The organism is Dolichospermum sp. UHCC 0315A (assembly GCF_008121535.1).
GTDB classification, from domain to species: Bacteria; Cyanobacteriota; Cyanobacteriia; order Cyanobacteriales; family Nostocaceae; genus Dolichospermum; species Dolichospermum lemmermannii.
This window is the reverse complement of record NZ_CP043056.1, coordinates 520,068-539,498: the sequence shown is the minus strand read 5'-3', so window position 1 is coordinate 539,498 and position 19,431 is coordinate 520,068. Positions and strand designations below refer to the sequence as shown.

Sequence of the window (19,431 nt, the reverse complement as noted above, 5' to 3'; positions counted from 1 at the left end):
ACCAATCACCAAAAACTTTCTAGGTTGGCTAGAGTCTAAATCATTCTCATATTAATATCTGGTAATAACCTATGACATTACAAAAAATACTCCATTCCACAAAACGCTTTTTCTTATTAATCACAATCATTGCTTTTACAGCAATAACAATTACAGCTTGTAACCCAGTTAAATTAAAAACCAATGCTGCTCAAGTACCTCAATTAGTAACGAGTATTATCAGTGATCCAAAAACATTTAATGCGGCGCTGAGTTCTGAATCACCAAATATTTTTGGTTACACTTATGAAGGATTATTAACTCAAAATCCTATTGACGGAAAAATAGAAGGTGTGTTAGCCCAATCATGGGAAATATCACCAGATAAAACCAAAATTACCTTTACCATGCGCGAAGGTTTAAAATGGTCAGACGGACAACCATTAACAGTTGATGATGTTGTGTTTACCTATAATGATATTTATTTGAATGAAAATATCCCTACAGATACTAGAGATGTTTTAAGAGTCGGAAAAGATCGCAAATTACCAACTGTCAAAAAAATAGATAATAGAAAAGTAGAATTTAGTGTCCCTGAACCATTTAGACCTTTTTTACTAAATACAGGAGCATCTATTTTACCTGCTCATATTTTAGAAAAATCAGTTAAAACCAAAAATAAAGATGGGAAATTGGAATTTTTAAGTAAATGGGGTGTTGATACTCCTCCCCAAGAACTTATTGTTAATGGACCCTATAAACTGGAAAGATACGATACCAGTCAACGGGTAATTTTTCGCCGTAACCCCTATTATTGGCGTAAAGATGCTCAAGGTAAACCACAACCTTATATTGAACGGATAGTTTGGCAAATTGTGGAATCAACTGATACTTCTCTACTCCAATTTCGCTCTGGAGATTTAGATACTATTGGTGTTTCTCCTGATTATTTTTCTTTGTTAAAAGTCCAGGAAAAACAAGGTAATTTTAAAATATATAATGGTGGTCCGAGTTCTAGCACTTCCTTTATTTCCTTTAACTTAAATAAGGGAAAAAGGAAAAATCAACCATTAGTTGATCCTATTAAATCTAAATGGTTTAATAATGTGCAATTTCGCCAAGCTGTAGCTTATGCTATTGATAGACAAACCATGTTGAATAACACTTTTCGTGGTTTAGGTACGCCTCAAGATTCTCCTATTTCTGTCCAAAGTCCTTATTTTTTATCACCAGAACAGGGTTTAAAGGTTTATAAATACAATCCTGATAAAGCGAAGGAATTACTAATAAAAGCAGGGTTTAAATATAATGAAAAAAATCTCTTAGTAGATGATCAAGGTAATGAGGTTAGATTTGCATTGTTAACTAATGCTGGTAATAAAATTCGGGAGTCAATGGGTTCGCAAATTAAACAGGATTTAAGTAAAATTGGGATTCAAGTAGATTTTACACCATTGGCTTGGAATACCTTTATAGATAAACTTTCTAATACTTTAGATTGGGATGCTTGTTTAATAGGTTTAACAGGGGGTTTAGAACCAAATGATGGTGCAAATGTGTGGTCGCCTCAAGGGGGATTACATATGTTTAATCAAAAACCTCAAGCTGGACAAAAACCGATTGAAGGTTGGGAAGTTGCTGACTGGGAAAAGAAAATTGATGAACTTTATATTCAAGGCGCACAGGAATTTGATGAGGTTAAATTAAAGGAAATTTATGGGGAAAGTCAACAATTAACGCAGGAGTATTTGCCTTTTATTTATTTGGTTAATTCCTATTCTCTCTCAGCAGTGCGAAATCGTTTTGAAGGTATTAAATTTTCTGCGCTTGGTGGTGCTTTTTGGAATATTCATGAAATTAAAATTACGAAGTAGTTGATATTTGACTGAAATCAGGAAAATCCAAAATCTAAAATCCAAAATCTAAAATCGAATGACACAACCCGAAAATTTGCGATCGCTCTTAGAATCCGTCGCCAATGGTACAATTAGCCCAGAGATAGCCTTTGACTCCCTCAAAAACTTACAATATGAATCTGTAGGTGAGTTTGCTAAAATAGACAACCATCGTCAATTAAGAACAGGTTTCCCGGAAGTAATTTGGGGACCAGGTAAAACACCGGAACAAATTGCTCAAATTATGGAAGTCATGCGCCACCGCACTTCCGTAGTCATGGCTACCCGCATTGAGCCAAAAGTATATTCTGCATTGCAGAAAAAAGTTAGAGGTATCCAATATTACGAACAAGCCCGAATTTGTGCCATTGTTCCTCCGGTGATTGAAGTCAGATTTCCTGGACAAATCGGGATTCTCTCCGCTGGTACTGCTGATTTAGCCGTCGCCGAAGAAGCCGCTGTCACTGCGGAACTTTCGGGTTTTTCTGTACAGCGTCTTTGGGATGTGGGTGTAGCCGGAATTCACCGTTTATTAAGTAACCGTCACCTGCTAGAATCATCATCAGTATTAATTGTGGTAGCGGGCATGGAAGGGGCTTTACCCAGTGTGGTAGCAGGTTTGACGGATTGTCCAGTGATTGCTGTTCCTACCAGTATTGGTTATGGTGCAAGTTTTTCCGGTTTAGCACCTTTATTAACAATGCTCAATTCTTGCGCTGCTGGTATAGGTGTGGTCAATATAGATAATGGCTTTGGTGCAGCGGTTTTAGCGGGACAAATTTTAAGAACTTCAGAAAAATTACGCTTGACAGCAGAAACATAGTCAAGTGGCAGGGTAAAATAGAATATAATTGCTGTATTTTCTACTTCATAAGACCTCGCGGTAAGTGGGAAACGAGCGTGGCTTTAGACCTGAGAGGGAAGCGACACGAGGGATTTTAATCCCTGTGGTATGCTAGAATGAAATCGTGAGTAAGAACAATAAACATCTACGTGTTGAAACATCCTAGTACGGAGAAATCCCGGCTCCTATGAAACAACGGTTAGGTTCAGGTCCTAGCGGCAGTATTGACAAGAAATAGCAAGTAATGGCAGGTTGTGGAGCGTACCGCATCTTGGCTTAGTGATGGACTCTGAAAACACTGAAAACAATAAAAGTAAGCGCAATTTCGACACCTTGATTGGTGGTTGTATTGAGCGTCTAGGCGGCGTTTGACGGTCGCAGCGAGATTAGATTAGGCTAAACCTTTAATCTAATTCTGTCAGTAGAATCTCAGTGGCTGTCTTCCCTGAGAGTGTCAATAGCTACTTTTACTATTTAATAGAATTTGTCAAGATTTTGCTTACAGTATTATGGAAAACCTGAATGATTTACTATTGCCATTTTTAGGCAATTTACACCAAAATATCACTTTTCTGGCTGATTACAGTCATATTAAAGACCCAGACCTTTTGGAGCAAATGCGACTTGGTTGGAATCACTTTATCACAACTGGGCAAGTTTGGGCGCTGTTTATTGGTGTAGTTGTTGGTTATCTGTTCAAAAGTTTAAGTAGTTTCGGCTAAATAGATTTTAGATTTTGAATTGATTTTCAGGAAAAATCTCTCAGGGTGTTTTCAAGGTTGCCAGCAAATATAATTTGCTACTACATAGGCAGAGTCGGCTTGCGTATATTAACACAAAAACAAGGGATTGAAACCCATGAAGATGTATTTTCTGTGTGTAAAGGCGGTTTCTAACAGCAAAATACAACATTGAATCTGCCTATCTTCTAGTATCTATTAGCACATTTTTCCTCTGTTCAGATTTATGACCGAAAAACAAACTTGGAGTCAGCGGTTTGAGTCCGCGCTGCATCCGGCGATCGCTCGTTTCAATGCAAGTATCAGTTTTGACATTGAACTCATCGAATATGACATTACTGGTTCTCAAGCTCATGCCAAAATGTTGGCTCATACAGGAATAATTTCCTATACAGAAGGGGAAGCACTGTTTAACGGTTTAGAACAAGTTCGTCAAGAATATCGTCAAGGGCAATTCCAACCCGGTGTTGATGCCGAAGATGTCCATTTTGCCGTAGAAAAGCGACTTACGGAAATTGTCGGAGATGTAGGTAAAAAACTTCACACCGCCCGTTCTCGCAATGACCAAGTAGGTACAGATACTCGATTATACCTCCGCGATCAAATTCAGCAAATTCGCCAGCAATTACGGGACTTTCAGACAGTCTTAGTTGATATAGCCGAAAAAAATGTCGAAACTCTGATTCCTGGCTATACCCACCTACAACGCGCCCAACCAGTAAGTTTAGCGCACCATTTACTGGCATACTTCCAAATGGCACAACGGGATTGGGAACGCTTGGAAGACGTTTGTAAACGAGTGAATATCTCCCCCTTGGGTTGTGGTGCTTTAGCGGGAACAACTTTTCCTATTGACCGCCACTATACAGCCAATTTATTACATTTTGACAATGTTTATGCTAACAGCTTGGACGGAGTGAGCGATCGGGACTTTGCCATAGAATTCCTCTGTGCTGCTAGTATCATCATGGTTCACCTCAGCCGTCTGTCCGAAGAAGTGATTCTGTGGGCATCTGAAGAATTTCGCTTCGTCACCCTCAAAGATAGTTGTGCCACAGGTTCTAGCATTATGCCCCAAAAGAAAAACCCCGACGTACCCGAATTAGTGCGCGGCAAAACCGGGCGAGTATTTGGTCATCTGCAAGCCATGTTAGTAATTATGAAGGGTTTACCCCTGGCTTATAACAAAGACCTCCAAGAAGACAAAGAAGGCATATTTGACAGCGTGAACACAGTCAAAGCCTGTTTAGAAGCAATGACAATTTTACTGCAAGAAGGTTTAGAATTTCGTCATCAGCGATTAGCAACAGCAGTTACAGAAGACTTTGCTAACGCTACCGATGTCGCCGATTATCTGGCAGCGCGGGGTGTACCCTTCCGCGAAGCTTATAACATTGTGGGCAAAGTCGTCAAAACCAGTATTGCCGCTGGTAAACTACTCAAAGATTTGCAGCTAGAAGAATGGCAACAAATCCATCCCGCATTTGCTGCTGATATTTATGAAGCCATAACCCCACGTCAAGTAGTTGCAGCCCGCAACAGCTACGGAGGCACAGGCTTTGTCCAAGTTAGACAAGCTCTTCTCAACGCCCGGACTCAAATCAGTGTGAAATAAAGGGAACAGGGGGCAGGGGGCAGGGGAGAAATTCAATTCTTTCTTCCAACTGACAACTGACAACAAATAAGGGTGTACTCGTGTACACCCTAAAAATTCAGAATATGAAAGAGTAAAATTTAACTAGACGTACTAATCAGCAGCGTCCATTGCTGCTGCGCCTGTGTCTTCCTCTTCACTCTTGGGCGGTCTTTGTTGGAATCTTCTGCCCATTCTACCTGTGGTGGTCCGTTTACGAAACTTTCTGGCGTAGGCCTGGTTTCGTAGCGCCTTTTCTTTTTTCGGGTTACGGCGCTTTGCCATATTCACCTCATTAATAAACAACAAAAAATTGGCATCTAGGCATTACTTAGGCCATATTAGCTACCGATATTATTGATATACTTTTTTAGCCTAGTGCAGCAATCAATACACTTTAAATAGCATACCATTATATCGCACTAAAAAGTCTAATGTCAACCAGAATTTAGGGAACACCAAAAAATAAATTACCCAATTTTGTGAGATGGGCATCCTGCCCGTCCTTGATGATTAGCGGGCAAGATGCCCGCACCACAAGAAGTTTTTGGGTATTTTTTTAATTATCAAGCATCAGTGATGTCAGAGAACGGATGGACAGAGAAAACCTACCCAAAAAAGAGTAGGAAAGGGTAGGGTTGCCCAGAATTTAAGTAGGTCGGCGTTAAAAAATCAATCTATGTAACGAAATATAAATTAACGAATACCTTATAAATAGGGTGTTTCACGGTTTTTACAAAACTAAACATATATCGATTTTATTGGGCCGACTTACTTAGCTGACAGTTTGACACCCAATTAAATTTAATTTTTTATACTTAAATAATAAAGAATTCGACAGCGATGCCTACTAGCAAGGCATCGCGGATTTTAGATTTGCGATTCATCTGTAATCTAAAATCTAAAATCCAGTCAGCGATTTAATGGTTTACGGCTGCTGCTTCCCGTGCTGCTGCTGCTTGATCTGGGTGAATACCCAAGCGTGTGAGGTTAATTCGTCCCTTATTGTCAATTTCTCGCACTTTGACAATCACCTCATCACCAACAGCTACTTCATCTTCAACCTTGCCAACTCGATAGTCAGCAAGCTGAGAAATGTGAATCATGCCTTCTTTACCGGGCAAGAATTCCACAAAAGCACCAATGGGTATAACCCGTGTCACACGACCGATGTAAACATCCCCTTCATGGAGTTTACGGGTCATGCCTTGAACGATGTTCCGCGCTCTCTTCGCCCGGTTTTCATCAACTGCGGAAATGGTGACAGTACCATCATCTTGGATGTCAATTTTTGCACCAGTTTCTTCAGTGATCCCCTTGATGGTTTTCCCTCCAGGTCCAATGACTAGACCAATCATGTCAGGATCAATCTTGATGGTCAACAGACGTGGAGCATAGGGTGAGGTTTCTTCCCTGTGTGTGTCAATAGTCTGGAGCATTTTTTCCAGAATATGTAACCGGGCAGGTTTGGCTTGGTTGACAGCTTGGGCAATTACTTCTAAAGACAAACCAGATATTTTCATATCCATTTGCAAAGCGGTAATCCCAGTATCTGTACCGGCAACTTTGAAGTCCATATCACCTAAAAAGTCTTCAATGCCTTGAATGTCGGTAAGGATTCGCACTTCGTCCCCTTCCTTAATCAAGCCCATTGCCGCACCACTCACAGGTTTAGTAATTGGTACACCGGCATCCATGAGGGATAGGCTAGAACCACAAACTGAACCCATTGAAGTCGAACCATTGGAAGAAAGAACTTCCGATACTACGCGAATTACGTAGGGAAATTTTTCTTTGGATGGTAGTACAGGTAACAATGCCCGTTCTGCTAATGCACCATGTCCGATTTCTCGTCTCCCAGGGGCGCGTAATGGTTTGGTTTCGCCGACGGAGAAGGGAGGGAAGTTATAGTGATGCAGGTAACGTTTGGTTTGTTCTAGTTGCAAGTCATCGTTGAGGTTTTGGGCATCTCCGGGAGTCCCAAGGGTACACATTGATAGTACCTGAGTCAGTCCCCGATTGAATAAACCGCTACCATGAACTCGTTTGGGTATTATGCCAACTCGACAAGATATAGGGCGGACTTCATCAAGTTTGCGACCATCTACGCGGACATTATCTTCGACAATTTGACGGCGCATGAAGTATTTAGTAATACTTTTGAATGTATTGCCAAGAGCTTTAGAGTTTGCTGTAGCAGCAATGCGAATAGGGTCTTCTTCTGGTAAAGCTTTGATTTCATCAGCAATACTATCTTCAACTGCGTCCAAAGCAATATCACGATCAGTTTTAGTTAACTCAAATTGCGCTAAGATTTTTTTAATCTCATTACTAGCGCGATCGCGGATATAGTTTTCTAATGTCTGATCTGGTTCTGGTGGTGCTTCTTGCACCAGTTTTAGACCTAGTTCATCCAGTAAATCTAACTGGGCCTGAATTAAATCCCGAACTGCTTCGTAGCCAAAATCAATCGCTTCAATAATATCTCGCTCTGGCAATTGATTTGCACCCGCTTCCACCATGATTACCCCATCTGGTGAACCGGCGACGACTAAATCCAAATCTCCCGCTGCAATTTCTGCATAGGTAGGGTTAATAATAAAATCATCCCCCACTAAGCCTACTCGCACTGCGGCCATGGGTCCATTAAAAGGAATTTGGGCAATGAGGGTAGCAATTGAAGCACCTGTTACTGCTAACACATCAGGAGGGACTTGCTCATCCATTGACATAGTTATTGCCATAACTTGCAAGTCATCCCGCAACCATGAAGGGAATAAAGGACGGAGTGGACGGTCAATCAGCCGACTGGTAAGAATTGACTTTTCCGGTGGACGACCTTCTCGGCGCATAATTCCCCCAGGAATTCTTCCCGCTGCGTACAATCTTTCTTCGTAATCTACGGTCAGTGGCAAAAAATCAATGCCTTCCCGCGCTGCTGACCTTGTAGCCGTTACTAAAACAGTTGTATCTCCTGATTGTATCAAAACCGACCCACCTGCTTGGGGGGCTAGTAGGCCAACCGTCAGTCGAATATCCCGTCCATCAAAGGATATTGACTTTTCAAATTCTGCCATTCAGTTTTTTTTCCTTCTCTTACGCGATTCTCACTCTGTGGCAATCCTAACATTTATGCAGTCTAGACGGCTTCTGTAATGAACAAACATACAACAAAATTCTCTAAGTTAGCTGTACAACGGGCTTCATATCTGGGTTTGTTGTCTCAGTTCTATTTTTGCTGAACGATTTAATAATATTTTATCAATCAATTAAGATGTAATTAACTGTATGGTAATTGCCCCTGTCATTAAAAAGGAATTTTATGATTTGAATAATTAAATATTTTTGTCAGAATCAGGATGTCCAGGATTTAAGGATTTACAGGATTTTTCTTTGGATTTGGATTTTCGGAATTGAATAATTAAATATTTTTGTCAGAATCAGGATATCCAGGATTTAAGGATGTACAGGATTTTTGTTTGGATTTGGATTTTCGGAATTGAATAATTAAATATTTTTGTCAGAATCAGGATGTCCAGGATTTAAGGATTTACAGGATTTTTGTTGGGATTTAGATTTTTATGATTGGCAGATTCGCAGAGTATGGAATTGCTGAATAAAATATTTGATGGTGAAAGTAATGTAATCCTATTCATGCTGATTCAGATATTTTTATCGTCATTCACATAATTTTCATATCCACAGAATTTGGTGATTATCAAAAATATTTAATCTCTTCATCCTGACAATCCTTTAATCGGTGGATATCCTGATTCAGACATTTTCATCATTGGTTTATTAAAGCTGTTGTTGGGTTGCGCTGTCGCTTAACCCAACCTACATTAAATTGTATCAGGATCTATATTTAACTCCCGCAGTTTTGCTGCTAAACGTTCTGATTTTTTCGCTTCTTTTTCTGCGGTTTCTTCAGGTGTGGGAACTAGCTCTCCTGCTGGTGTAAAATACCGTAATAGTCCTTGATAAATTCCTAAATATAAACCTAGCTGACGACTCCACAAATATCCTTGCTGATTTTGTTCTAAAGGTTGATATTCTCCGTCTACTAAATGAAAACCTGCAAATTCTAGTGTATAAGGGTCGAACCAAAAATAATCAGGTGTGCGGAAGGTATTTTGATAAAGTTCTTTTTTATATTCTCTATCTGTATTAGCTGTAGTTGGTGAGAGAATTTCTAAAATGAAATTAGGATATTTACCATCTTCTTCCCAAACTACCCAACTTTTACGGGTTTTGCGTTCTGTTCCCAAGACGACAAAGAAATCTGGACCTCGGAAATATTCAGATTTTTTCTGATTAGGACTATAGTAAATAGTGAGATTTCCCGCAGCATAGAAATCATTTCTATCTTTCCATAACCATTTGAGACATTTGATTAAGAGCATAATTTGCTCTAGATGTAGTTCTGTTTCCACGGTCGGTTCATCACTATATAAATCACTTGGGGGAAATATTACATCTTGGGAGATGTTTTCTTGACATTTTAATTCTTGAGTAATCATCATGATATGATACCAAGTAGTTATTTGTTGATTATAGCATTACGTAGGTTGGGTTGAGAAAACCCAATATTATATTATTCTTTTGTTGGGCTGCGCTGTTGCTTAACCCAACCTACATTACTAAGCAGATTTTTGATTACTGCTACTTTCGATATGACGACGTAAAAGTTGATTAATAGCCGTTTGATAGTCTTTATTTTGGGTTTTAAACCAAGCTATGATATCAGGTTCTAATTGAATAATATTTTTAGCTTGTGCTGCGGGAATTTGCAAAGTTGCCTTTTCAAAAAACTCATCAGTTAATGGTGGAATATCTGAATAGTCAATGTTTTCGTCTGACATTGAATCTAATGCTTGCCAATTAGTCCGTGAGATATTGTTCAAATTTTTTTCGTTCATAACGATTTGCCTTTCGTGCTGAAATAATTCTAATTACATTGCCTTGTTTTTCTGTCCAAACAACTACAGCGACTCCATTTTCCAAAAAACCAATACCAAACCATCTTTCTTCACCATAGTCAAAACGTTCATCTTCCTCAATCAGCATTGGACTGTCAAAAATTTTATAAACATCTTGAAAGTCAATCTGATGTTTACGGATATTTTCTAAATTTTTCGCTTCGTCCCACTCAAACTGCATCTCTGATAGTTCAAATTATTCTTTAATTATAAGATATGGCTATCCTATTCAGCAAAAATCATTCATCCTGTGAATCCTTAAATCCTGGATATCCTGATTCTGATATTTTCATTATATCTTTTGTTGGGTTGCGCTGTCGCTTAACCCAACCTACATGACTGACATTTTCACGGCTTAATTAAAGATTCCTCAGACTGACGATATTTAGCAATTAATTTACGTCTTTTTAGAGGTGGATAAAGCAGCATAGAAAGTGCAGGTAAACTCGTTCCAGTTAGTGCTAACAAAATAAATGGATTCAGAAAGCCTATTATTATTCCTGTTCCTATACTAATTCCAGATCCTAAGACGAGTAGTATCAGTCTAGCCATAAACGAATCTTTAGCTAAGTCCACCACCAAATCTACAACTCGATAAATAACTCGATCAATAAGCCAATATACAACCCAGCACACACCATAAATGATACCCAAAATACAAGCCAAAAAACAAACCGCGAAAAACAAATCAAAAAGCTGAAAACCTATATCAGAAGTGGTAGGTTTACTTGTAAATTTAACAACAGACACAACTAGAAGACCAACCGCAGATCCACCCACAGAAACAGCTACAGCCAAACTCAGATATTCACTCACAGTCTGAGGTTCATCAGAATATGAATACGAGGTTGTTTTTGTATTTCTTAATTTTGTAACTACTTTACTCAAACTCCAAAATACACCGATAAGTGTAACAATACCCCACACTCCAAGCATATAAAGCATCCTTTCGTATCCCAAATTTTGTAATAACCAAATAGTCACTGAAGTTGCAGTATAAGTAATAAATAAAGTCGTAGCTATAGCTAACACGGCAGTTATTAAAAACAGTTTAATTAATCCTAAATAGGGTAATTTCCTCTTCTCAATTGGTAAAGCCGCCGTTTGTACCTTCACCGTTAAAGTATGACTCGCTGGATAAGCATTACTATGAAGAATCAATTGACGTTTATACTGCTTATCCGCCATTAATTTACTCGTATCCACCTGAACCTGACAAAGAATATGATTCCTGCTAAACTTACCAGGTTTAACTGAAATCCAAGCATGATTATCTGGTGTATGGGGAGGGTCTTGAGGATGAGATCCAACTTCCCATTTACCTTCTAATAAAGTATCTGGTATAGGATTTTCAATAGTAATATCCCTAGTTAATTTTTCCCCCAGCCTATTCGCTTTAAACTCTAAAACCGTCTCACTAAAATCAACTGCTGGTACACGAATAACATCAAGGGGTTTGAGTGATTCTAAAGCTAATTCTGCATTAGTAAATCGGTCTTTTTGCTTCGGTTGTACCATTTTTTCCAACCAACCGATAAACCGCAAACTTACCTGGGGTAAAAGATGACGAAATTTAATTAAATAAGGATCATCTGCATCTTGTAATTGATCTATTTTTGTTGACTTGATTCCTGTTAATAAACATATCAAAGTTGCACCCAAAGCATACAAATCTGTAGCGTTTGTTGGTTTAAACATTTGCTCTGGGGGAATAAAACCAGGAGTTCCTTTAAATACACTACTTCCAGCCACATCATGACTACCAATACGAGCAAAACCAAAATCAATTAAATAAACATTGATTTGTTCATCTACTAAAATGTTTTCTGGTTTGATATCTCGATGAATTACCGACGGAATCCGATTTTGTAAATATACGAGAATTTCTAAAATCTTAACTGCAATTTGTTTAATTTCTGCCGGTGAAAAACTGCGAGGCTCTGCTAAAGTGGAAGCATGAATATACTCTTGAATTAAACAAAAACCATCGGAAGTTTCAAAGGAATGCAAGTAACTGGGAATACCAGGATGATCTAATCCTTTCAGTACCCGTATTTCTCGTGCGTGGGCTTCTGAACCAGACCAACTTGAACCCGCTTGAGCAAAACAAAACTGTTTAATTACTTCTTGTTGCCCTGTGTTAAGATTTGTTGCTAACCAAGTAATTCTACCACCTTCACGGTTGCGTCCTAATTCTCTAGTAACCTCATAGCCTTGTGCTTGGAAATCTGGGTAGATGCTCATATTTCTAAGAGGGAATAAGTATAACAGTATATTTTGATTTTACTATAAGTAGGGATTGTTGAAAATCAGACTGTAAAAGTTTTGTTTCAGTCCAACGTTTGTTACTATTTAAGTTAGAGGGACAGATTCAGTATCTTTCGCTCTAGCTAAAGATGCGACATCACAATTAAAAAAATAATTAGTATATTTGAACATGGCAATTTTACACGGAACTTGGATACTAAATAATCAAAATAGCTATTTCTTTATTTGGGGAGAAACTTGGCGTTCTTCACAGGGACAGACTGAAGTATCTGCTGAAATTCCTTTACATCCATTGGCTATGACATCAGGGGAATTAAATGAATGGTTAGAAGCATCTAATTTATCAATTGCTCATTTAATTCAACCATCTAATAATACTAAACAAAGAATTAAAAGTAAATCAGCAACAGAAACAAAATTACCTATTCATTCACAAATAATTTCTTTACCAACTTATTTTTTAGAAAATAAGAAATCAGAACTGACAACAATTTCTCCAGTTCATTCTGTCAGCGTAGATATAGATTCTCCATCTTCACAATATTTACATCCTTGGCAAATTGATGGTTTTTGTCTCACTCCGGCATTAGCAATTCAATTTCTCTCATCTTTACCTTTGAGTACAAATGATAGTAAATCAGCTTTATTAGGAGCAGACATTCATTTTTGGGTACATATTTATAGATGGCATTTAGACTTAATTTCTCGTTGTAAATTTTTACCAACTGTTGAAAAACAAGATAGTAATTTAATTGCTAAATGGCAGGTACTTTTAGATAGTGCTGTAGATGTCACTAGGTTAGAGAAATTCGCCTCACAAATGCCCTTAGCTTGTCGAACATATCAACAAACTACCGAAAATATAGCAATTGATTTACCATTATTACCTCAAGAAATTATATTATCATTTCTCAATAATATTACAGATAATCAATTGCGGTTAATGGTTGGTTCTCAATCTCCTCTTGAACCTAGAATCATGATGTCATTACCTGCGGCATTACAGCAATGGTTACAAGGATTAATTAATGAAAATAATATAATTGATGCAGCAGGAGGAGAAGGTTTAGAAACTACGTTAAAAGCTTGGACTTTACCTTTACAATATCAACTTACAGGTAAAGCTTTATTTAGAACTTGTTTTCAATTACTGCCTCCAGAAAATGAAGACCCAAATTGGACTTTAAAATATTTTCTCCAAGCAGCAGATAACCCAGAATTTTTAATAGACGCAGCGACAATTTGGCATCAATCTGTAGAAAAATTAGTTTATCAAAATCGCACAATCGCACAACCTCAAGAAACATTTTTGCGAGGTTTGGGTTTAGCTTCTCGATTGTATCCGATAATTACCCCTAGTTTAGAAACCGCATCTCCCGAATTTTGTCACCTTACCCCCATGGAAGCTTATGAATTTATCAAAGCTATAACTTGGAGATTTGAAGATAGTGGTTTAGGCGTAATTTTACCTCCTAGTTTAGCAAATCGGGAAGGGTGGGCAAATCGTTTAGGGTTGAAAATTAGTGCCGAAACTCCTCAACAAAAATCAGGACGCTTGGGTTTACAAAGTTTATTAAATTTTCAATGGCATTTGGCAATTGGTGGACAAACAATCTCTAAAGCTGCGTTTGATAAACTGGTAAAATTAAATAGTCCTTTAGTCGAAATTAATGGTGAATGGGTGGAATTGCGTCCCCAAGATATTAAAACTGCCCAAACTTTTTTTAGTTCCCGTAAAGAACAAATGTCTCTTTCCTTAGAAGATGCTTTACGCATTAGTAAAGGAGATACTCAAGTAATTGAAAAATTACCTGTTGTCAGTTTTGAAGCTTCTGGTGCATTGGAAGAATTAATTGGGATATTAACTAATAATCAAGAAATTCAAACTTTACCAACTCCTGGCAATTTTACCGGACAATTAAGACCTTATCAAGAACGTGGTGTAGCTTGGTTAGCGTTTTTAGAAAGATGGGGTTTGGGCGCTTGTTTAGCGGACGATATGGGATTAGGTAAGTCGGTACAGTTTATAGTTTTCCTACTTCATCTCCAAGAACAAAACGCATTAGAAAAACCGACGCTTTTAGTATGTCCTACTTCAGTTATGGGCAATTGGCAAAAAGAAGTCAAAAAATTTGCCCCCACAATCAAAGTTTTAGAATATCACGGTGATAAACGCCCTAAAGGTAAAGCATTTACAGAAGCAGTTAATAAACACGATATAGTAATTACTAGCTATGCACTGATTCACCGCGATATTAAGTTATTGAAAGCAATTGAATGGCAAATAATTGTTTTAGACGAAGCCCAAAATGTCAAGAATTCAGAAGCAAAACAATCACAAGCAGTTCGGCAATTAGAAACCACATTTCGGATTGCTTTAACAGGAACACCTGTAGAAAATAGATTACAAGAATTATGGTCTATTTTAGATTTTCTTAATCCTGGATATTTAGGTAATAAACAATTTTTCCAAAGACGGTTTGCTATGCCGATTGAAAAGTATGGTGATACTGCTTCTTTAAATCAATTACGTTCTTTAGTTCAACCTTTTATTCTGCGACGATTAAAAAGTGATAAAGACATTATTCAAGACTTGCCAGATAAGCAAGAAATGACGGTTTTTTGTGGCTTAACTTCCGAACAAGCTACACTATATCAACAATTAGTAGATGAATCTTTAGTAGCAATTGAATCTGCGGAAGGGTTACAACGTCGGGGGATGATTTTAGGATTATTAGTGAAGCTAAAACAGATATGTAATCATCCTTCTCAATATTTAAAATTAACAACTTTAGAAAAACATCATTCAGCTAAATTACAACGACTAGAGGAAATGTTAGATGAAGTTTTAGTAGAAGAAGACCGCGCTTTAATTTTCACACAATTTGCTGAATGGGGTAAATTGCTAAGACCTTATTTAGAAAGGAAATTAGGACGGGAAATATTCTTTTTATATGGTAGTACCAGCAAAAAACAAAGAGAAGAAATGATTGATAGATTCCAACATGACCCCCAAGGACCACCAATTATGATTTTATCGTTAAAAGCTGGTGGTGTGGGCTTAAATTTAACTAGGGCAAATCATGTATTTCACTTTGATAGATGGTGGAATCCCGCAGTTGAAAATCAAGCCACAGACAGAGTATTTAGAATTGGTCAAACTCGCAATGTTCAAGTTCATAAATTCGTCTGTACTGGGACTTTAGAAGAAAAAATTAATGATATGATAGAAAGTAAAAAACAACTCGCAGAACAAGTAGTAGGTGCAGGAGAAGATTGGTTAACGGAAATGGATACAGACCAACTTCGCAACTTATTAATATTAGATCGGAATGCAGTCATCGAAGAAGATGAAGTTTAAGGAAGATATGACAGAAAACATAGACCATGACCGCTTATTCAAAGAACTAATATCAACTTTTTTCATAGAATTTATAGAATTATTCTTTCCTCAAGTTCTTGAATATATAGACACAGAATCAATTATATTCTTAGACAAGGAAATATTTACTGATGTTACCGCAGGAGACAAATATGAAACCGACCTGATAGCCAAAGTTAAATTTTTAGGTCAACCTTCTTATTTTGTGATTCATATTGAAGCCGAATCAGGTGCAAGACCGAAATTTAATCAAAGAATGTTTCGTTATTTTGCCAGATTAGATGAAAAATTGGACTTACCAATCTATCCGATAGTTATATTTTCCTACAACTCACCCAAAACCGTAGCCGTAAATAACTATCAAATCAACTTTCCTGATTTTCAAGTGCTAAAATTTAATTATCAAGTAGTGCAACTGAATCAACTCAACTGGCGAGACTTTTTAGCCCGTCCAAATCCAGTTGCATCGGCTTTGATGTCAAAAATGAGCATAGTGCCAGAAGATAGGCCAAAAGTCAAAGCAGAATGTTTAAGGTTATTAGTCACCTTAAAATTAAATCCAGCCAAAATGCAATTAATATCAGGTTTCATTGACACATATTTGAGATTGAATAAAATAGAAGAAGAGAAATTTCAAACAGAAATAGGTACATTAATCAAAGAAGAAAAGGAGGAAGTTATGCAAATTGTCACCAGTTGGATGGAAGAAGGGATTGAAAAAGGAATTGAAAGAGAAAAAAATTTAATTCTCCGTTTAATTAATAGGAAATTTGGACAAATTGATCTGGAATTAGCAACGAAAATTAGAATTTTAAATATAGAAATCATTGAAGCTTTGGGAGAGGCAATATTTGATTTAGAGACTGAAAAAGACTTACAAAATTGGTTAGATAATCTTTGATATATGAGTAATGAAACTTTACAAGCGAGTCGGGAATGGTGGTCACAAAGATGGCTCGATTTACTGGATTCTTACCGATTTAAAAAGCGCTTAGAACGGGCAAGAAATTATTCTCGACAAGGAAATGTTCAGAGTATTAAATTTAAAGCTGCAAAAGTATTAGCTAAAGTCCAAGGGAGTGAAACAGAACCCTATAAAGTTTCTTTATCTCTTGATGCTTTTAGTGAGGAAGAATGGGGTTATGTGGTGGAAACAATGTCTCAAAAGGCGATTTTTGCGGCTAAGTTATTAGCGGGGGAAATGCCACAAAATATTGAAGAAGTTTTTATCAGTAATGGTTTATCATTGTTTCCCTTTACTCTGACTGATGTTCACAGTAAATGTTCTTGTCCTGATAAAGCCGTTCCTTGTAAACATATAGGTGCAGTATATTATCAATTAGGCGATCGCTTTAGTGAAGACCCTTTTGTATTATTTCAATTACGTGGGCGCACAAAAGAGCAAATTATCAGCGATTTACGTCAATTACGCAGCACTAAAAATGTAGAAACAATTCAAGAAATATCGGCAATTCAATCAGAAGTTTCTGAACATCAATATCCCGTTAAAATAGATGATTTTTGGCAATATAATCAGCCGTTAGAATCGTCTTTAGTAGTTATTTCACCTGCTGTTAGTGAAACAGTATTAGATGTATTAGGGACAATTCCCTTAGCGAAAGATGAGGAAAATACAACTAATTTACCTGCTAGTGAATTGGTGATGAAATATTTAAAAGCCATTTATCAAGATGTGAGTCAAAAGGCATTTATAGCAGCGATGAATGTGGGACAATAAGTTTTTCTTCTCTTACTTTTTACTCCTTACCCATTCCCTAACAGCTTTTCTAATTGCCCTTCTACCATTTGCCCGATTTTGTTCAATTATTTGTGGTAAATCCCGAATTTCTAAACTAGGAAATACTAAACTTTTCTCAGATTCCAGATATTCCCCAGCTTGCAAAAGGTAAATCTTCAATTCGCCAGAATCATAACACCAAATCTCAGGAATTCCCAAACGAGCATAAATAGAAAACCGATTTAAAGATTTACTAGTAACATCAATTTCTAAAGCCAAATCAGGAGGTGGATCTTTTTGCAAATCTAAATCTAACCGACCCCTAACTAATGCTTCATTTTGAAAATAAAAACAATCATCAGCTTCAATTCCTGCCATTTTGCGTTCTTGCTTCCACGTGGTAGAACCCAAACTTTCATAGTCTAAATTCAACTCTTCGGCAATATCTTCAACCGCAGTGCTGATAACTTTTTTATAATACTCGTGTTCTGGTAAAGGTGTCATAATTTCCAAATTTCCATCATCATAAGCCACTCTAGCAGCACGATTTTCTCCCAAATCTTGCAGCAGATTTTCAAACTGTTGCCAACTGATGTTATAAAGCATAACTCTATCAGCGCGATGTTTGGTGATGATCATTTGGATATCTAAGAATAAAATACAAGTTAATTTAATTATAGCAAATGAAAATTCGGATTTTTTTAGGGTGCGTCAAAGTTGATAACTCAGTAATAATGAATATATTTTCAACATCTGACACACCCCAAATTGTCAACTAGAATTGGTAAGAAATACCAAGAGAAAAAACAGGATAAATATTCAACCAATTCAGATCGCTTTCTTGTTTTTTCCTTTCTGCTTCGATGTTACTATTAATTTCCGCTTTTATAGCATCCGTTGCATCTGGACCAAACCCAGGTGTTAATGATACCTTTGGGGAGCCAGAAAACATTGCCCCTAAATTTGCCGAAAATCCCAAATGTTTACCAGGTTTCACAGCATTACCCCAACCCAGTCCAATATATGGTGCTACACTATTTTCAAAGGAAACTTTAGCGTTCAATGATGTAAGCACAGTTTTGCTGTTATAGTCTTTGTTATTGATCCTAATGGTCACACCATTCTTGGGTTTCCCAGTTCCTTCTATATTATTGTCCTGAAATACTAAGCCTCCAGTCAAACGGAAACCGCCATTTTTCCAGGGATGGTAGTCAGCGAGGGTAGACACATTAAATAGGTTGAGGTTAGCTTTATAATCAACATCGGACAAGCTAATATCTCTACTTATACCTAAGCCATTAATGCCTAATTTAGCATTGACATTAGGTGTTATGGACTTAGTGACTGTTGCACCAACACCTAATGTACTAATTTCAGGTGTAATTGCCCAACCTCTAGTTTTTACAGAAGTTTGGCTCATTTCTTCGGTAGGTTTAGATTCTTGAGTAGGTTTTGACTCTCCCCCCTGTGGTTTTGATGGAGTAGAACGCTCAGTACAGCGAGAATTTAAAGGATAACTTTTGCAAAATATATCTAAATCCAGTGGTCTTTTTGCCAGTAAATCACCAGCACTATAACTGAAAGTTCCTGGTTGAGGATGAGTTTCAGTTTTTTCAGGAGTGATTGATGTGGCAATAACTTCATTTGTAACTACTGGCTGAGTAATTGGTTCTACAACAACTTCCTCAGCTATAACAACTTGATTTATTGATGTCCCCATTACCAAACCAGCAGCAACTGTTAATACAGATGTGCCGAACTTTAGCTTATTCATTGCTTAACCCTGAGTAAGATTGATTTGTTACATTATATATTAGCAGCAATGTTTAATTATTGTAAGTACCTGTGCAAAATTTATTTTAAATTTTTACTCTTACTTAATAAAGCTTAATGTGTGAACTTACACAGAAAACCACAAAAAAAGCCCTTGCGGTGAGGCAAGAGCTATCAAAAGCATTATATTCTCAGTAATG

General features: G+C 37.3%; 14 protein-coding genes. 7 read left to right on the top strand and 7 right to left on the bottom strand.

The features are described from left to right. Positions 1-71: 71 nt before the first annotated feature. The 4 genes from BMF77_RS02535 to argH all read left to right on the top strand — a co-directional run bounded on the left by BMF77_RS02535 (position 72) and on the right by argH (position 5,073). Entirely contained in the window at positions 72-1,853 is a 1,782-nt protein-coding gene (locus BMF77_RS02535) for an ABC transporter substrate-binding protein (protein ID WP_148760395.1), read from the top strand. 58 nt (positions 1,854-1,911) lie between these two features. Beyond that, entirely contained in the window at positions 1,912-2,697 is a 786-nt protein-coding gene (larB, locus tag BMF77_RS02530) for a nickel pincer cofactor biosynthesis protein LarB (RefSeq protein ID WP_148760393.1), read from the top strand. Between the two features lie 530 nt (positions 2,698-3,227). Then, positions 3,228-3,440, top strand: coding sequence for a hypothetical protein (locus BMF77_RS02525; RefSeq protein ID WP_148760391.1), 213 nt, complete (start codon positions 3,228-3,230; stop codon positions 3,438-3,440). 244 nt (positions 3,441-3,684) lie between these two features. After that, positions 3,685-5,073 (top strand): argininosuccinate lyase, encoded by a 1,389-nt coding sequence (argH, locus tag BMF77_RS02520; protein WP_148760389.1) that lies wholly within the window; start codon positions 3,685-3,687, stop codon positions 5,071-5,073. A gap of 938 nt (positions 5,074-6,011) precedes the next feature. On the opposite strand, the gene BMF77_RS02515 is transcribed toward argH, so the two are convergent. From BMF77_RS02515 to BMF77_RS02495, 5 genes are all read right to left on the bottom strand, one after another. Next, positions 6,012-8,168: a polyribonucleotide nucleotidyltransferase gene (locus BMF77_RS02515; protein WP_148760387.1), complete on the bottom strand. Its 2,157-nt coding sequence runs from the start codon at positions 8,166-8,168 to the stop codon at positions 6,012-6,014. Positions 8,169-8,933: 765 nt separating this feature from the next. Further along, positions 8,934-9,614 (bottom strand): Uma2 family endonuclease, encoded by a 681-nt coding sequence (locus tag BMF77_RS02510; RefSeq protein WP_148760384.1) that lies wholly within the window; start codon positions 9,612-9,614, stop codon positions 8,934-8,936. Between the two features lie 117 nt (positions 9,615-9,731). Then, entirely contained in the window at positions 9,732-10,010 is a 279-nt protein-coding gene (locus tag BMF77_RS02505) for a BrnA antitoxin family protein (protein WP_028088706.1), read from the bottom strand. After that, positions 9,973-10,251, bottom strand: a complete 279-nt coding sequence (locus BMF77_RS02500) for a BrnT family toxin (RefSeq protein ID WP_148760382.1) — start codon at positions 10,249-10,251, stop codon at positions 9,973-9,975. The genes BMF77_RS02505 and BMF77_RS02500 overlap by 38 nt, the downstream gene beginning before the upstream one ends. A gap of 167 nt (positions 10,252-10,418) precedes the next feature. Further along, positions 10,419-12,314, bottom strand: coding sequence for a serine/threonine-protein kinase (locus BMF77_RS02495; protein WP_148760380.1), 1,896 nt, complete (start codon positions 12,312-12,314; stop codon positions 10,419-10,421). A 193-nt stretch (positions 12,315-12,507) separates the two neighbouring features. Here BMF77_RS02495 and BMF77_RS02490 point away from each other — a divergent pair, with 193 nt between their 5' ends. The 3 genes from BMF77_RS02490 to BMF77_RS02480 are packed head-to-tail and all read left to right on the top strand — an operon-like array spanning position 12,508 to position 17,458. Then, the gene (locus BMF77_RS02490) at positions 12,508-15,699 is read left to right on the top strand and encodes a DEAD/DEAH box helicase (protein WP_148760378.1); all 3,192 of its coding nucleotides are present in this window, start codon (positions 12,508-12,510) and stop codon (positions 15,697-15,699) included. Between the two features lie 7 nt (positions 15,700-15,706). Next, positions 15,707-16,621, top strand: coding sequence for a DUF4351 domain-containing protein (locus BMF77_RS02485; RefSeq protein ID WP_148760376.1), 915 nt, complete (start codon positions 15,707-15,709; stop codon positions 16,619-16,621). Between the two features lie 3 nt (positions 16,622-16,624). Next, positions 16,625-17,458, top strand: coding sequence for an SWIM zinc finger family protein (locus tag BMF77_RS02480; RefSeq protein ID WP_148760373.1), 834 nt, complete (start codon positions 16,625-16,627; stop codon positions 17,456-17,458). Between the two features lie 12 nt (positions 17,459-17,470). Here the strand turns inward: BMF77_RS02480 and BMF77_RS02475 are convergent, their stop codons facing one another. Both BMF77_RS02475 and BMF77_RS02470 read right to left on the bottom strand, forming a co-directional pair. Continuing rightward, positions 17,471-18,097, bottom strand: coding sequence for a Uma2 family endonuclease (locus BMF77_RS02475; protein WP_148760371.1), 627 nt, complete (start codon positions 18,095-18,097; stop codon positions 17,471-17,473). A gap of 136 nt (positions 18,098-18,233) precedes the next feature. Further along, positions 18,234-19,232 carry a hypothetical protein gene (locus tag BMF77_RS02470; protein ID WP_148760369.1) on the bottom strand — a complete coding sequence of 333 codons (999 nt, stop codon included), beginning with the start codon at positions 19,230-19,232 and terminating at the stop codon, positions 18,234-18,236. Between the last annotated feature and the right edge of the window lie 199 nt (positions 19,233-19,431).

Excerpts from the sequence above, each read along its gene's own strand:
- BMF77_RS02535 (WP_148760395.1), top strand. The coding sequence starts at position 72 with ATGACATTACAAAAAATACTCCATTCCACAAAACGCTTTTTCTTATTA.
- larB (WP_148760393.1), top strand. The coding sequence starts at position 1,912 with ATGACACAACCCGAAAATTTGCGATCGCTCTTAGAATCCGTCGCCAAT.
- BMF77_RS02525 (WP_148760391.1), top strand. The coding sequence starts at position 3,228 with ATGGAAAACCTGAATGATTTACTATTGCCATTTTTAGGCAATTTACAC.
- argH (WP_148760389.1), top strand. The coding sequence starts at position 3,685 with ATGACCGAAAAACAAACTTGGAGTCAGCGGTTTGAGTCCGCGCTGCAT.
- BMF77_RS02515 (WP_148760387.1), bottom strand. The coding sequence starts at position 8,168 with ATGGCAGAATTTGAAAAGTCAATATCCTTTGATGGACGGGATATTCGA.
- BMF77_RS02510 (WP_148760384.1), bottom strand. The coding sequence starts at position 9,614 with ATGATGATTACTCAAGAATTAAAATGTCAAGAAAACATCTCCCAAGAT.
- BMF77_RS02505 (WP_028088706.1), bottom strand. The coding sequence starts at position 10,010 with ATGAACGAAAAAAATTTGAACAATATCTCACGGACTAATTGGCAAGCA.
- BMF77_RS02500 (WP_148760382.1), bottom strand. The coding sequence starts at position 10,251 with ATGCAGTTTGAGTGGGACGAAGCGAAAAATTTAGAAAATATCCGTAAA.
- BMF77_RS02495 (WP_148760380.1), bottom strand. The coding sequence starts at position 12,314 with ATGAGCATCTACCCAGATTTCCAAGCACAAGGCTATGAGGTTACTAGA.
- BMF77_RS02490 (WP_148760378.1), top strand. The coding sequence starts at position 12,508 with ATGGCAATTTTACACGGAACTTGGATACTAAATAATCAAAATAGCTAT.
- BMF77_RS02485 (WP_148760376.1), top strand. The coding sequence starts at position 15,707 with ATGACAGAAAACATAGACCATGACCGCTTATTCAAAGAACTAATATCA.
- BMF77_RS02480 (WP_148760373.1), top strand. The coding sequence starts at position 16,625 with ATGAGTAATGAAACTTTACAAGCGAGTCGGGAATGGTGGTCACAAAGA.
- BMF77_RS02475 (WP_148760371.1), bottom strand. The coding sequence starts at position 18,097 with ATGATCATCACCAAACATCGCGCTGATAGAGTTATGCTTTATAACATC.
- BMF77_RS02470 (WP_148760369.1), bottom strand. The coding sequence starts at position 19,232 with ATGAATAAGCTAAAGTTCGGCACATCTGTATTAACAGTTGCTGCTGGT.